The following is a 16039-nucleotide window of genomic DNA, read 5'->3' as shown; positions in this document are numbered from 1 at the left end:
AAGAGCGGGTTACGGCCCGGTTCACGGACCGGCCGCAGCTGTTCGACCAAGGTGCTGAACGGGAGGTCCTGATGTGCGGTGGCGCCCTGCACAGCCAGTTCGCAGCGGCGCACCAGCTCCCGGAAGGTCGGATTGCCGCCGACGTCGGCGCGCAGCACGACAGTGTTGGCGAAGTAGCCGACCAGCGGTTCGAGTTCGGGGCGGTTGCGGCCGTAGAACACCGAACCGATGCCGATGTCGTCCTGCCGGGTGTGCCGGGAGAGCACCACCAGGAATCCGGCCATCAGCACGGACAGCAGCGATCCGCGTTCGGTCTCGGCCAGCCGGCGCAGCGCCGCGCCGAGGCCGTCCCCCAGGTGGAGTTCCACCGTGGCCCCGGGGTGCCCGGCACCGGTGCCGCGCGGGCGGTCGGTCGGGAAGTCCAGCCGCGGCAGCGCGTGGAGCTGTTCGCGCCAGTAGCCGAGCTGTTTGTCCAGCACGTCGTCGGCGAGCCAGGTGCGCTGCCACACGGCGTGGTCGGCCGGCTGGATGTCCAATGCCGGGAGGGAGGCGTCCGGATCGGTGTACAGGGTGGACAGTTCATCGAGCAGGACGCCCGCCGACCATCCGTCGGCGATGATGTGGTGGGTGCACAGCACCAGCACGTGCTCGACCGGGCCGAGCCGCAGCAGTTCCGTGCGCAGCAGTGGGTCGGCGGCCAGGTCGAACGGGCGGGTGGCGGCCTCGGCGAGCGCCTCCGGCACACCGTCCGGGTGGACCGGGGTCACCGCGAGCGGCCAGGCCGGCGGTGCGGGATCGGTCACCTGGACCGCAGCGCCGTCCACCGTGACGAACCGGGTGCGCAGGCTCTCGTGCCGGGCGACCAGTCGGCCCAGGACACGGGAGAGCCGGTCCACGTCGAGGCGGCCTCGCAGTCGCAGCGCGAGCGGCACGTTGTAGACCGGGGAGGTGGGGTCGAGCTGGTGCAGGAACCACAGCCCTTCCTGCTGGTACGACAGTGGCAGCGCGGCCGCCCGCGAAACGGCGGGGATGCGTCGGCCGCCGGACGGTTCGACGAGCCGGATGGCGAGTTCGGCGACGGAGGGCGCCTGGAACAGGGTCGCCACACCGAGGTCCACACCGAAGGTGGTACGGATCCGGTTGATCAGCCGGATCGCGAGCAGCGAGTGGCCGCCGAGCATGAAGAAGCCGTCGTGCACGCCGACCCGCGGTACCCGCAGCACCTCGGCGAACAGGGCGCACAGGGCGCGTTCCCGGTCGTCCCGGGGTGCCACGTAGTCCGTTCCGGAGGCGGCCTGATCGGGGGCCGGCAGCGCCCCCCGGTCGATCTTGCCGTTCGGGGTGAGCGGCAGCTGTTCGAGCAGGACGAGAGCGGAGGGCACCATGTACGGCGGCAGCACCGAGGCCGCCGCGGCGCGGATCCCGGCGAGGTCCGGCAACGGTACGGCGGGCACCAGGTATCCGACGAGGCGCTTGTCGCCCGGCCGGTCCTCGCGGGCGTGCACATGGGCCTGCGCCACGTGCGGGTGGCGGACCAGCGCGCTCTCCACCTCGCCGGGTTCGACCCGGAAGCCGCGGATCTTCACCTGGGTGTCGGCCCGGCCGGCGAACTCCAGGGTGCCGTCGGCGCGCCACCGGGCGAGGTCGCCGGTGCGGTACATCCGGGTGCCGGGCGCGCCGAACGGGTCGGCGACGAAGCGTTCGGCGCTCAGTCCGGCACGGCCGGCGTATCCGCGCGCCAGACCGGCGCCGGCCGCGTAGAGCTCGCCGACCACCCCGACCGGTACCGGCCGCAGCCGGTCGTCGAGCAGGTGGACGGCGGTGTCGTCCATCGGCCGTCCCAGCGGCACGCTGCCCGGCACCGTGTCCGGGTCGTGCAGTGACATCTGCACCGAGCACATGGTCAGTTCGGTGGGGCCGTACGTGGCGCGGACCCGCAGGCCCGGGTGGCGGCGCAGGACCGCGCGGACCGCGGCGGGGCTGATCACGTCGCCGCCGGTCATCACCTCGCGCAGTCCGGCGAAGCAGTCCGGGTCCTCCTCGGCGATGACCTGGAAGAGGCCGGAGACCAGCAGCACGTCGGTGAGGCCGGCGGCCCGCACGACGGCGCCGTCGACATCACCGACCGGTGCCACGACGACCTCCCCGCCGGACAGCAGCGGCACCCAGATCTCACAGGTCGACGCGTCGAAGGCGTGCGGTGAGTGCAGCAGAGCGCGGCGGGGCCGTTCGTCCTGCCAGCACTGGTCGCGGGCGAACGCGAGCACTCCGCGCTGGGTGGTGACGACTCCTTTGGGGGCACCGGTCGAGCCCGATGTGAACATGATGTACGCGGCCTGTTCGGGGTGCGCGACACCGGCCGGTACGGCGGCGTGGTCGGCCGCGGTGGCCCGGAAACCGGTGACCGTCAGGGTCTCCACCCCGGCGCCGGTCACCACGTCGTGGTCGCGCAGCGCGTCGTCGACCAGCAGCAGTTCCACGCCGACCTGGTCCAGCATGTCGCGCAGCCGTCCGTCCGGCGCGGTCAGCGGCAGCGGTACGAAGCAGCCGCCGGCCTTGAGCACCGCGAGCATCGACACGATCAGGTCGGCGGAACGCTGCTGAAGGATCGCGACCCGCGTCTCCGCCGCCACCCCCAGCCGGCTCAGGCGGCCGGCCAGCAGGTCGCTGCGCCGGTCCAGTTCGGCGTAGCTCAGCGAGCCGTCCGTATCGGAGACGGCGGGCGCGGCGGGGGTCCGGGCGGCCTGCTGGGCGAATGCCGGGGCGAGTCCGGCCGACGGCGCCGGCCGGGTCGTGCCGTTCCACCCGTACAGCACGGTGTCGCGTTCGCGCGGGTCCAGCAGGTCGATGTCGCCCAGGGCCCGGTCCGGGTCGTCCACCACCGCTTCGAGCAGCCGCACCAGGCGGTGCGCGAGCGCCGTGACCGTGGCCCGGTCGAAGAGTTCGGTGCGGTAGACGAGCTGCGCGGACAGTTCGAGCGGGGTGCCGTCGGCGGCGTACCGGTCGGTGAAGCCGACCGACAGGTCGAAGTGCGCCGCGATGGTCCGGTTGCGCAGCTCCGTCACGGTCAGGCCGTCCAGCGTGTACTGCGCGGCGGCGTTGTTCTGCATCACCAACGCGACCTGGAAGAGCGGGTGCCGGTTGAGCGCCCGGCTCGGGTTCAGCGCCTCGACAAGCCGGTCGAACGGCAGCTCGGGATGTGCGAGGGCGGCGATGTCCGCCTCCCGGGCCCGCGCGAGCAGCTGCCGGAACGTCGGATCTCCGCCCGTGTCCAGACGCAGCACCAACGTGTTCACGAAGAACCCGATCAGGTCCTCCAGGTCCTCGTCGGCGCGGCCCGCGTCCATCGTGCCGAGCGGAATGTCGCTACCGGCTCCCAGCCGGGTCAGCAGGGCCGCGAAGGCCGCGTGCACGACCATGAACAGCGACGCGTCGGCATCGCGCGCGAGCCGCAGCAGTCGCGCGTGCAGGGCCGCCGGCACTTCCAGCCGTACCTCACCGCCGTCGTCACCGGAGACGTCCGGCCGTGGCCGGTCCAGTGGCAGCGGCAGCTCGTCGGGCAGGCCGGCCAGCCGCCCGGTCCAGTGGGCGAGGAGTTCCGCACCGTCCTGGCCGTCGAGGAGTTCCCGCTGCCACAGCGCGTAGTCGGCGTACTGGACGGGCAGCGGCTCCCAGTCGGGTGCGGCACCGGCCCGGCGGGCCCGGTAGGCGGCGCCCAGGTCGCGGCCGAGCAGCGCCATCGACCAGCCGTCGCCGACGATGTGGTGGAGCACCATGTACAGCGTGTGGCTCCGCGCGCCGGTGCGCAGCAGCCATACCCGCAGCGGCAGGTCCTCCGTCAGGTCGAACGCGTGCCGGGCCAGCCGGTCCAGGGTCGTGGGCAGTTCGGCCGCCGTGACGTCCAGGCCGGTGACGAACTCGGCGACGTCCACGGTGTCGCGGACCCGCTGCCGCGGCTCGCCGTCGATCTCGGGAAAGACGGTGCGCAGGCTCTCGTGCCGGGCCACCAGGTCGCCCAGGGCGGAGCGCAGGGCCGCGGTGTCGAGCGGGCCCTCCAACCGGAGCGCGAGCGGCAGGTTGTAGGTCCAGGCTCCGGTGTCGAGGCGGTTGAGAAACCACAGGCGTTGCTGCGCGAAAGACAACGGGAACACGGATCCTCCTGCGCCTGCGAGGCATCGACGGTCGTCGGCCGCACACGATAGGACGGTTCCCACGGAAGCAAGGTCACCGAGTCCGAAAAGGCCGTGCCCAAAGGGGTTCTGGCGGCCCCGTCTAGGGGTTGCCGCACATCTTGCCGTCCGCTCATCATGGGCCAGCCCGCATGGGACCACCGGCACACATCGATCATGGAGAGCCGCGATGCCGTTTTCGCCGGAGCGCTTGCCGTCAGCCGATTCCGACTCGCCCGCTTCCCTGCACGGTCTGGTGGCCCGGCACGCGGCGGATCACGGCGACGCACCGGCACTGCGCTGCGGCCAGGTCGAGTTGCGCTACGCCGAACTGGACACCCGCGCCAACCAACTGGCCCACGTGCTGCGTGGTCGCGGGGTCGGCGCCGAGGACGTGGTGGCGCTGGCCCTGCCGCGCTCGGCCGACCTGATCGTCGCCATGCTCGCGGTCGGAAAGGCCGGCGGCGCGTTCCTGCCGGTCGACATCCATCACCCGGCCGAGCGGATCGCCTTCATGTGCGCCGACAGCGCGCCCCGCGCCCTGCTGGCCACCGAGGCGGTGCTGCCAGGGCTGCCGGACACCCCGGGCACCGCCCAGTTGTCGCTGCCGGAGCTCCTGGCCGAGGCTGCCACGGCGCCGGTGACCGCCCCGGACCCGGTGGACCATCCGCTGTCACTGGCGTACGTCATCTACACATCCGGTTCGACGGGCAGGCCCAAGGGGGTCGCGGTACCGCACCGGGGGGTCGTGCCGTTCGCCACCGGTCTGGTGGACCGGATGGCGGCGGGCCCCCGCTGCGTGGTGTCACAGCTCGCCTCGCCCAGCTTCGACGCCATGATCATCGAGGTACTGCTGGCGTTCGCGCCGGGCGGCACCCTGGTCGTCTCGCCCCCCGACGCGCTGGTCGGCGAGGAGCTGGCCGCGTTCCTCGCGGACAACCGGATCACCCACGCGTTCGTACCGCCGTCGGTGCTGGCGACCGTGGCCCGGACCGAACTGCCGCAGCTGCGGGCGCTGATGGTGGGGGGTGAGGCGTGCGGGGCGCGGCTGGTGGACACCTGGAGCCGCGGCCGCAGGATGATCAACGGCTACGGCCCCACCGAGACCACCATGGCGATCACCCTCTCGGCCCCGCTCACGCCCGGGCCGGACGCACCGCCGATCGGCTCCGCGGCCGGCGACAGCCGACTGTACGTACTGGACGACGGACTGCGCCCGACGCCGCCCGGCGAGATCGGCGAGCTGTACAGCGGAGGCGGTGGCGTGACCCGCGGATACGTCGACCGCGCCGGGCTCACCGCACAGCGCTACGTCGCCGACCCGTTCGGGGCGCCGGGCACCCGGATGTACCGCACCGGCGACCTGGTGCGGCAGCTGCCGGACGGACAACTCGCCTATTGCGGCCGTGTCGACGACCAGATCAAGATCCGGGGCCTGCGGATCGAACCGGGCGAGATCGAGGCGATCCTCACCGGACACCCGGCGGTGGAACAGGCCCGGGTCCTGGTGCACGAGGACCAGCTCGGCGAGAAGCGGCTCGCCGCCTACCTGGTCGCCGCACAGGCACGGGACACCGACGACGGCAACGCCGAACGGCACGTCGACGAGTGGCAGCAGATCTACGACTCGTTCTACGACGGCTCCGACAGCGCGGGCTTCGGAGCCGACTTCTCCGGCTGGAACTCCAGCTACACCGGTGAGGGTATCCCCGTCGAGCAGATGGCCCGCTGGCGCGAGGCGATCGTCACCCGCGTACGGGACTTCGCGCCGCGGCGCGTCCTGGAGGTCGGTGTCGGATCCGGTCTGATCCTGACGCCACTGGTCGGCCAGGTGGACGAGTACTGGGGCACCGACTACTCGGCGTCCGCGATCGAGGGGCTGCGCGACCGGCTCGCCGGCGAAGCGGACACGGCCGGGAAGGTCACCCTGCGCGTGCAGGCCGCCGATGTGACCACCGGCCTGCCGCCCGGCCACTTCGACACGATCATCATCAACTCGGTCGTGCAGTACTTCCCCCATGAGCGGTACTTGCGGGACGTGCTGGCCAAGCTGCTGGACCTGCTCGGGCCGGGCGGCCGGCTGATCGTCGGTGACGTGCGGTGCCTGCCGCTCGTGGACAGCATGTGGACCGGCATCCGGCTCGGGCAGCTCGACCACGATCCGGGACCCGGTGTACTGCGGCGCGAGATCGAACAGGCGGTGGCCCTGGAGAAGGAGCTCCTGATCGATCCGGGCTTCTTCACCACCGTCGGCGCCGGCGCGGTCGATGTGCGGCTCAAGCCGGGCACCGACCACAACGAGCTGACCAAACACCGCTACGACGTGGTGCTGCACAAGGGCGGCACCGACGCGCAGAACCTGTCGGCGGTCCCGGTGCTGAGCTGGGGGCTCGATGTCCGAGGCCCCGAGGACCTCGCCGCGCGGCTGGCCGACGGCACCGCACTGCGGCTGACCGGGGTGCGCAACGCCCGGGTCGCCGGTGAGGCCGCCGCCGCACGAGCGGTCCGGGCGGACGCGCCGGTGGAGACCGCACGCGCCGCACTCGTGGGGCCGGGCGACCAGATCGACCCGGAGTACTGGCACTCCCTCGCCGCGGCCCACGGACGTACCGCCGTGGTCACCTGGTCGGCGGACGGCCCGGACCTGCTCAACGTCCTCTTCCCGGCCGCCGACGGCACACAGGTGCTGGACGGTGTCTACCTGCACCGCGGCTCCACCGGTTCCACCGGCTTCACCAACGACCCGATCGCCACCCGCCGCCGTGGGCTGCTCGTCGCGGCCCTGCGTGACTGGGCCAAGGAGCGCCTCCCCTCCTACCTGGTGCCCTCCGCGTTCATGGTGCTCGACGCGCTGCCCCTGTCGGCGAGCGGCAAGCTGGACCGACAGGCGCTGCCCGAACCCGACTTCCGCGGCGACGGGTCCGGCCGAGCACCCCGTGACGCGCGGGAGAAGCTGCTCTGCGAACTCGCCGCCGAACTGCTCGACCGGTCCCGGATCACCATCGACGACAACTTCTTCGACCTCGGCGGCCACTCGCTCCTCGCCACCCGACTGCTCAACCGGATACGGGGCGCCTTCGGCATCCGGCTCGGGCTCGACGCGCTGTTCGCCACGCCCACCGTCGCGGGTCTCGCGGCCGCCATCGCCGAGACCACGGGGCAGGAGGCGCCGGCCCTGGTCGCGGCCCCGCGTCCGGAACGCGTCCCGCTGTCCTGGGCGCAGCAGCGCCTGTGGTTCGTCAACCGGATGGATCCGCTCGGCTGGACCTACAACCTCCCCGTGGTGGTGCGCCTGGCCGGCCCGGTGGACCGGGCCGCGCTGGTCGCCGCGGTCGAGGACCTGATGGCGCGGCACGAGTCGCTGCGCACCCTGTTCGAGGAGCGGGACGGGCAGCCGTACCAGCGGATCCTTCCCCGGGTGGCGGCGAGTGATCTGGTCCGGGTGCTGGACGTGGACGAGTCCGGCCTGGACCGGGCCGTGCGGGCCGCCTGCCGGCAGCGTTTCGACATCACCGCGGAAGTGCCGGTGCGGGTACGGCTGTTGCGCACCGCGCCGGACCGGCATGTGCTGGTGCTGGTGCTGCACCACATCGCCGGCGACGGATGGTCGATGCAGCCACTGGCACAGGACCTGGCCACCGCGTACGCGGCGCGGGTCGCCGGCGACCCGCCGGCCTGGCAGCCGCTGCCGGTGCAGTACGCCGACTACGCGCTGTGGCAGCGCGACCTGCTCACCACGGAGTACCAGGAGCAGCTGACCGGGTTCTGGCGCGACTACCTGACGGAGCTCCCGGAGGAACTGGCCCTGCCCTACGACCGGCCCCGCCCCAGCGGCGCCGACCACGACGGCGCGCTGCTCCCGTTGCGGATACCCGCGTCGCTCCACGCCGGGCTGCTGGCCCTGGCACAGCAGAGCCGGACCACTCTCTTCATGGTGCTGCACGCCGCCCTGGCCGCGCTCTACACCCGGCTCGGCGCGGGTACCGACATCCCCATCGGCACCGTGGTCGCCGGGCGCGGCGACGACAAGCTCGACCACCTGATCGGCTTCTTCGTCAACAACCTGGTGCTGCGCACCGACACCGCGGGCGACCCGACCTTCCGCGAACTCCTGGAACGCACCAGGACCGACGACGTGGCCGCCCTCAGCCAACAGGAGCTGCCCTTCGACCGTCTCGTCGAGGCACTCAACCCGGCTCGCGCACTCGGCCGCCACCCGCTCTTCCAGACCATGCTGGTCCTGCAGAACAACGCGGATGCCGGCTTCGACCTGACCGGTCTGGATGTCGAGGTGGTCCGGTCGACGCCGTCGGCCGCGCAGCTCGACCTCTTCGTGAACCTCACCGACACCTACCGGCGGGACGGCACCGCCGACGGCATGGTCGGCGAGATCGTCTACCGCACCGGGCTCTTCGACCCGGACACGGTACGGTCGCTGGCCGACCGGTTCATCCGCGTCCTCCGGGCCGTCGCCGCCGACCCCGACCAGCGGCTGGGCCGGCTCGACGTGCTCGACGGCGACGAACGCGACACCATTCTCCGGTCCTGGAACGCCACCGAGCGGCCGCTGCCGGACGCGTCGCTGCCGCGGCTGTTCGCCGCACGCGCCGCGGCGACCCCCGACGCGGTGGCGGTCACCGGGCCGGTCACCCTGACCTACGCCGAACTGGACCGGCGTGCCAACCATCTGGCGCACCGTCTGGTCGCGGCCGGCGCGGCCCCGGACCGGCCGGTGGCACTGCTCCAGCGGCGGTCGGCCGACCTCATCGTGTCCATGCTCGCGGTGCTCAAGGCCGGCGCCGCGTACCTCCCGCTGCCGTCTGCCGCTCCCGCGGACCGGCTGCGGCAGATGACCGACCAGGTCGGCGCCACCGTGCTCGTCACCGACCGGCCCCACGAGCCGTCGGGCCTGACCGTGCTGGTACCCGGGGACGGCGAGTCGTCCGAGCCGCCCCGCCCGGACCCGCACCCGGACCAGGCCGCCTACGTGATGTTCACCAGCGGCTCGACCGGTGTTCCCAAGGCCGTCGTCCTGACGCACAGGAACACGGCCGGGTTCGTCCGCGACCGGCTCTGGCAGGCCGGGGGCACGGTGCTGATGCACTCCGCCACCGGATTCGACGCGTCGGTGCACGAGATCTGGACACCGCTGCTGACCGGCGGCACGGTCGTGGTGGCTTCCGAGGAGATCCTCGACGCCGCCGGCCTGGCCCGCGCGGTGACCACGCACGGTGTGGACCGGATCTGGCTCACCTCCGGCCTGTTCGGGGCTCTCGTGGAGAACCCGGACTGCTTCGCGGGCATCCGGGAGGTCCTGACCGGCGGCGACGTGGTGCCGCCCGCGGCGGTCGGACGGATTCTGGACCGCCACCCCGGGCTGACGGTCAGGGCCTTGTACGGTCCGACCGAGACCACCACCTGCTCCACCCGGTTCTCGATGTCCGGCGCGCAGGCCGTGCCCGGCCGGGTGCCGATCGGCACTCCGATGGACAACACCCGGCTGTACGTGCTCGACGGGCAGCTCCAGCCGGTACCGACCGGGGTCCAGGGTGAGCTCTACATCGCCGGCTCAGGGGTGTCGCGCGGGTACGGCGGACAGCCCGGCCCGACCGCCGAACGGTTCACCGCCGATCCGTGGGGGCCGCCCGGCAGCCGGATGTACCGCACCGGTGACATCGCCCGGTGGCGAAGTGAGGGCACGCTGGACTTCGTCGGGCGGGCCGACGCCCAGGTGAAGATCCGCGGTTTCCGGGTCGAACCCGCCGAAGTCGAGTGCTCGCTCACCACCCTGGCGGAGGTCGGTCAGGCGTTCGTCACCGCCCACGAGGACCGCGCAGGTGACCGCAGACTCGTCGCCTATCTGGTGCCCCATGGCGCCGGCCTGGACGTCGCCGACGTACAGGACCGGGTCGCCGCGGCCCTGCCCGACTACATGGTGCCCAGTGCCTATGTCGTCCTCGACCGGCTGCCGCTCACCGGCAACGGCAAGGTCGACCGGCGGGCCCTGCCGGAGCCCGAGTTCGAGACGGGCACCGGGTACACGGCGCCGCGCACCCCCACCGAGGAGATCCTCGTCGAGCTCATGGGCGAACTGCTCGGCAGGTCCCGGGTCGGCGCCCACGACAACTTCTTCGACCTCGGCGGCCATTCGCTCCTCGCCACCCGCCTGGTCAACCGGATCCGCACCCACCTGGGAGCGGAGCTGGGCGTCGCGGACCTGTTCGAAGCCCCGACGGCGGCGGCACTCGGCGCGCGGCTCGTCTCCGGCCACGGGGCGAGCCGGACCCGCAGCGCCCTGCTGCCGGCCGCTCGGCCGTCCCCGTTGCCCCTGTCCTACGCCCAGGAGCGGTTGTGGTTCCTGTCCCGGTGGAACGGGCTGGGCTGGCCGCTGGTGCTGCGCCTGGACGGGGCGCTGGACCTCGATGGGCTGAGCGCCGCGGTGGGCGATCTGCTGGAGCGGCACGAGACGCTGCGCACCCGCTTCCCGGAGGCCGACGGGGTGCCCAGCCAGCAGGTCCTGGAAAAGGCCGACCCGGACGAGGTACTGCGGGTGGTCCCGGTGGACCCGGCCGACCTGGACCGGGAACTGACGGCCGCCGCCGGCCACCGGTTCGACCTCACCACCGACCTGCCGCTGCGGCTGCACCTGTTCACCACCGGCACGGACCGGCACACGCTGCTGCTGCTGATGCATCACATCGCCGGCGACGGCTGGTCCGTGGCCCCGCTGACCCGGGACCTCGCCCAGGCGTACGCCGCCCGTGTCCGTGGTGACGCGCCGGTCTGGCACCCACTGCCGGTCCAGTACGCCGACTACACGCTGTGGCAGCGGGCCCTGCTCGAAGGACCGGCCGGGGAAGACCTTTCGGCGTACTGGACCGGGCAACTCGCCGGGCTCCCGCAGGAACTGGCACTGCCCTACGACCGGCCCCGCCCCGACTCGTCGGACCTGCGCGGCGCACTGCTGCCGGTCACCCTGCCCGGTCCGCTGCACGCCCGCCTGCTGGACCTGGCCCGGCACACGCACACCACCCTGTTCATGGTGCTGCACGCCGCCCTCGCGACGCTCTACACCCGGCTCGGCGCCGGCACCGACATTCCCATCGGCACCGCGGTCGCCGGGCGCAGCGACGACAGCCTCGACCATCTGATCGGCTGTTTCGTCAACAGCCTGGTCCTGCGGACCGACACCGCCGGGGATCCGAGCTTCCGCGAACTGCTGGGCCGTGTGCGGGATCTGGACCTGGCCGCCTACGCCCATCAGGAGCTGCCGTTCGACCGGATCGTCGACGCGCTCAACCCGGCCCGCACACTGAGCCGGCACCCCCTCTTCCAAACCATGCTGGTGCTGCAGAACAACGCCGATTCCGCTTTCACGCTGTCCGGCGTGGACGTGTCGCCCGCGCCGGCCGAGGGCGCGCTCGACGCGATCCGGGTCGGTCCGGTGGACTTCGACCTCAACCTGAGTTTCGTCGAGCACCACGGAGACGGCCGGGTGCCCGAGGGCATCACCGGCGAGGTGCGCTACCGCACCGATCTGTTCGACCGGGACACCGTGGCCGCTCTGATGGACCGGCTCCTGCGGGTACTGGGCGCCGCCGTCGCGGATCCGGACGCGCCGATCGGGCGGATCGACCTGCTGTCCGACGCCGAACGACGGGCCGCGCTGTCGGGCTGGCGCGACACCGCGCGGCCGGTCGTCGACGAGGACCTCGCCGTCCTGTTCACCCGGAAGGCCGCCGCCGGCCCGGACGCGATCGCCGCGGTGGAGGGCGACACGTCGATCAGTTACCGGGACCTCGACCGGCGCGCCAACCATCTGGCGCACGTGCTGGTGGCGGCGGGCTGCACGCCCGACGATCCGGTGGCGATACGTCAGCCGCGCGGTATCGACTACCTCGTGACGGTCCTCGCCGTCATCAAGGCGGGCGGCGGCTATCTGCCCCTGCCCGGGTCCGCGCCGCTGGCCCGGCAGCAGCGGATGGTCGACCACATGCGGGCCGGCCTGCTCGTCACCGACCGTCCCACCGGGCTGACCGGGGTCACGGTCATCACGCCCTCCCCCGGTACCGAGGAGCACGGCCCCACGTTCACCGCCCACGCGGACCGCACGGCGTACACGATGTTCACCAGTGGCTCGACCGGTACGCCCAAGGCGGTCAGCGTCTCGCACCGCAGCGTCGCCGAGTTCGTCACCGACCGTGCCTGGGAACGACTGCGCCCGGCCGACGCGCTGATGCACTCGCCGACGTCGTTCGACCCGTCCACGTTCGAGATCTGGCTGCCCCTGCTGACCGGCGGCCGGGTGGTGATCGCGCCGGAGGGCGACCTGGACACCGACGTACTGGCCCGCACCATCGTCGACGGGAGGGCCACCACCGCGGTCTTCACCTCCGCGCTGTTCAACCTGATGGTGGCCGAGGCCAGAGGCGCACTGTCCGCGCTGGACCTCGTATGGGTGGCCGGTGACGTGGTGTCGCCCGCGGCGGTCGCCGACCTGATGGCCGACGCGCCGCACACCTCGGTCGCGGCCGCCTGGGGCACCACGGAGACGACCATCATCTCGTCCTGGTACCCGATCGCCACCGCGCCGTCCCGTACGGTGCCGATCGGCCGGGCGATGGACAACACCTGGTTGTATCTCCTCGACGAGCGTCTGCGGCCGGTGCCCCCCGGGGTACCCGGTGAGGTGTACGTGACCGGGACCGGCTTGGCCCGGGGGTACGCGCATCAGCCGGACGTGACCGCCGCACGGTTCGTGGCCGACCCGTACGGCCCGGCCGGTGGACGTATGTACCGCACCGGCGACCTCGCCCGGTACCGGCCCGACGGGGTGCTCGAATTCGACGGCCGCGCCGACGCGCAGTTGAAGGTCCGTGGATTCCGGATCGAACCGGCCGAGGTCGAAGCGGCCCTGACCGGCCACCCGGACGTGGCCCACGCGACGGTCACCGGGGACGGCGAACGGCTGATCGGCTATCTCGTACCGCCGGATGTGGACGTGGCCGCCGTGCGGGAGCACGCCGCCCGGACGCTCCCGGACTACATGGTGCCGAGCGTGTTCGTCACGCTGGACCGGCTACCGCTGACCGGCAACGGCAAGGTCGACCGGAAGGCGCTGCCGGCACCCGGCCCGAGCGCGTCCGACACGGCCTACGTGGCCCCCCGGGACGAGCGGGAAGCCGCTCTGTGCGCGATGTTCGCCGAGATCCTCAAGGCACCGAAGGTCGGTGTGAACGACAACTTCTTCGACCTCGGCGGCCACTCCCTGCTGGCCACCCGCCTGCTCAACCGGGTGCGCACCCGGTTCGGCGCGAGCCTCAGCGTGGCCGCGCTCTTCGAATCCCCGACGGTCGCCGCACTCGCCGCTCACCTCGGCCGGTCCGCGAACCGCACCCGGCCAAAACTTCGCCGGCGCACCGGCCCCGCCGCCGAAGAAGGGGATTCCCGATGAGGCCACGGGCGACCACCCCACGTGTCCGTGCCCACCAAAACGGTCGGCACGGCAACCATCCCGCTGATGTGCCGGGCGGCGCGGACCTCGACGAACCCGACCGGTTCGCGCGCACCGCCGCACTCGCTCTCCCCTGCCGCCCGCCGGCAGGGGCCCCGTGACAGCGGGACCGAAGACCGGCGCGGCGCCGACCGTGCCGCGCCCGCCGGCCGAGCACCGTACCGGTCCGGCACCGCAGAACCCGAGATGATCGTCGAAATGGAGTGGGAGAGCGCGATGTCAAGCATCAGTCCCTCTGAGACCGCAGCCGATCTCGCCGCCGTCGCAGCCCTGCTGGAAATGGCCGACCGGCTGGGCATCGTCCCACTGCTGGAACGCGGCGAGCCCGTCACCGCGGCACAGCTGGCCGCGGCCGCGGACGTGCCGGAAGAGGGCATGGGAGGTTTCCTGTCCGCACTGGTCGCCGCCGCCCTGCTGGTGCCGACCGGTGGCAAGGAGTACCGGATCTCGGACGACTTCGCCGACCGGATCTACCAGTCCGGCTACCTCACCTGGTCGTTGCGGGCCAACCAGCCATACGTCGAGCATCCCGCCGAGTTCCTGCGCGACCCGGTCGGTGCCGCCGCGCAGTACCAGCGGAACGGACGCGAGGTCGCGGTCAGTTCCCGGTGGATCGGAAGTCAGGGCTTCTACCCGGCCGCCACCGGGGCGATCCTCGCCGCGCGGCCGCAGCGGATCGTCGACCTCGGCGCCGGTGCCGCCGGCCTGCTGATCGACCTGCTCGGCCGGCTGCCGGGCAGCACCGGGGTGGCCCTGGACATGAGTGCCGGCGCGTGCCAGGAGGCGGCCCGCGCGGCAACGGCAGCGGGCGTCGGCGACCGTCTTGAGGTGGTGGAGCGGCCGATCCAGTCCATCGCGGAGGACCCCGCGCCGGTGGCCGGTGCCGACGTCATCCACGCCGGTTTCGTCTTCCATGACATCGTGCAGGAGGGCGACGTCTTCGACCAGGTGCTGCGCAGGTGCCGGGAGGCGCTGCGGCCCGGCGGCATCATGGCGATCACCGACGCGGTGCCCTACGCGTCGGCGGAACGCGAACGCAGGTTCAGCGCGCTGTTCACCTACCTGCACGCCGGTTTCATGAACGTGGAGCTGCCTCCGGAGGAGGATTGGCTGGCCCGCTTCCGGCAGGCCGGTTTCGACCAAGCCCGGTGCGTGCCGCACCGGTTCCCCGCCGGCCGGCTCTTCATCGCGGCCAAGTGAGCCGTCGTGGACGGCTGACGGTCATGCGCGGCGGCCCGGCAGCCGGACCTCGCGGACCGGAGGGCGCATCCACGCGTCCGGGAGGAACTGGCGGCGCCCGAGCCGCAGGCGCCTGTACGGGGGCACGACCGGCCGCGGTTGGCGCCGGCCGCCCCGGGTGAACGTTCCTCCTTCGTGACGGGCACCGCGCCGAGACGTTCGAAGCGTCGTCCGGCGCGGTGACCGGTACGCCGGGTCCGGGGCGCCGGGTCCGGCGTACCGGCTACGGATGGGTGGGCGGACCCGGCAGATCGACGGCGCGCACAGGGAGTTCGCCTGCCGATCCGCGCCCCGATCGCGGTCGGGCGCGGGCCGGCCGACCGGTCGGCGCGCGATCCCCGGCCGGGCCGACAGCAGGCCCCGGACTCGGACTTCCGGGTCGCGGAGATGTGCCCGGACCGATCGGGAACCGCCCGCCGCCCGCCGCCCGTGAGGGCAGGGTGGCTACGCGGGCGGCTCTCCGGTGGGCTCCTTCGGCGCCCAGAACATCAGCAGGAACTCGACCGGTACGACGGCGTTCGCCTCGTCGTCGGGGCGGTTGAACTCTTCCATCAGCGCGGACAGCCGGGACCGGAACTCGGTGGCCCGTTCCGGCGTCAGCCGACGGTCCAGCGCCACGACCATCGGGCCGAGCGGATCCGGCTTCTCCGCGGCCTCGGGCTCCGGTTGGAAGCGACCGCTGATGATGTCCCGTACGAGCCGGTCGCGGAAGTCGTTCAGCGTCGCGGCGAACGCGTCGGCCAGTTCGCCCGCGTTGCCCGGCGCGGCCAGCAGCTCATGGCTCAGCCGCAGGGCGAACTGCGCCACCCGGTACTGGCTCTCCTGGATGCCCGAGACCATCCGGGTCTGCGCCACCTTGATCAGGCCGGCCGCCTCAAGCACCTTGATGTGCCGGTAGAGCCGGGTGGTCGGCTGGTCCAGAAGCCCGGCGATGTCCTTCACCCTGTGCGACGCACGCACATCGCTCATCATCGTGCGAAGGATCGCCAACCTCAGCGGGTCGGACAGGGCCTTCAGCGTCTCCACGTCGTCCACCTCCCGGACGACCGCCACCGCGTCGGCATCGTCAGCCATTGACCCATCTCCGTTTCCTCGTAGCGAACCATTCATCCACACG

The 16039-nt window shown here is 72.5% G+C and carries 4 protein-coding genes; 2 read left to right on the top strand and 2 right to left on the bottom strand.

Translation table 11 applies throughout. The annotated features are described in order from the left end of the window. A partial coding sequence (locus A6A29_RS45295) for a non-ribosomal peptide synthetase (protein WP_158074420.1) occupies positions 1 to 4151 on the bottom strand: 4151 nt, incomplete at its 3' end. Between the two features lie 229 nt (positions 4152 to 4380). On the opposite strand from A6A29_RS45295, the gene A6A29_RS19800 reads away from it, so the two are divergent. After that, a complete protein-coding gene (locus tag A6A29_RS19800) occupies positions 4381 to 13623 on the top strand; it encodes a non-ribosomal peptide synthetase (protein ID WP_158074419.1) in 9243 nt (3080 codons plus the stop codon). 276 nt (positions 13624 to 13899) lie between these two features. After that, the gene (locus A6A29_RS19795) at positions 13900 to 14883 is read left to right on the top strand and encodes a class I SAM-dependent methyltransferase (protein WP_198953110.1); all 984 of its coding nucleotides are present in this window, start codon (positions 13900 to 13902) and stop codon (positions 14881 to 14883) included. Positions 14884 to 15366: 483 nt separating this feature from the next. On the opposite strand, the gene A6A29_RS19790 is transcribed toward A6A29_RS19795, so the two are convergent. Continuing rightward, positions 15367 to 15996 (bottom strand): winged helix-turn-helix domain-containing protein, encoded by a 630-nt coding sequence (locus tag A6A29_RS19790; protein ID WP_073721516.1) that lies wholly within the window; start codon positions 15994 to 15996, stop codon positions 15367 to 15369. Between the last annotated feature and the right edge of the window lie 43 nt (positions 15997 to 16039).

The organism is Streptomyces sp. TSRI0281 (genome assembly GCF_001905125.1).
In the GTDB taxonomy this organism is placed as follows: domain Bacteria; phylum Actinomycetota; class Actinomycetes; order Streptomycetales; family Streptomycetaceae; genus Streptomyces.
Note: the sequence above shows the minus strand (reverse complement) of the source record. Positions and strands in the feature narration are given on the sequence as shown.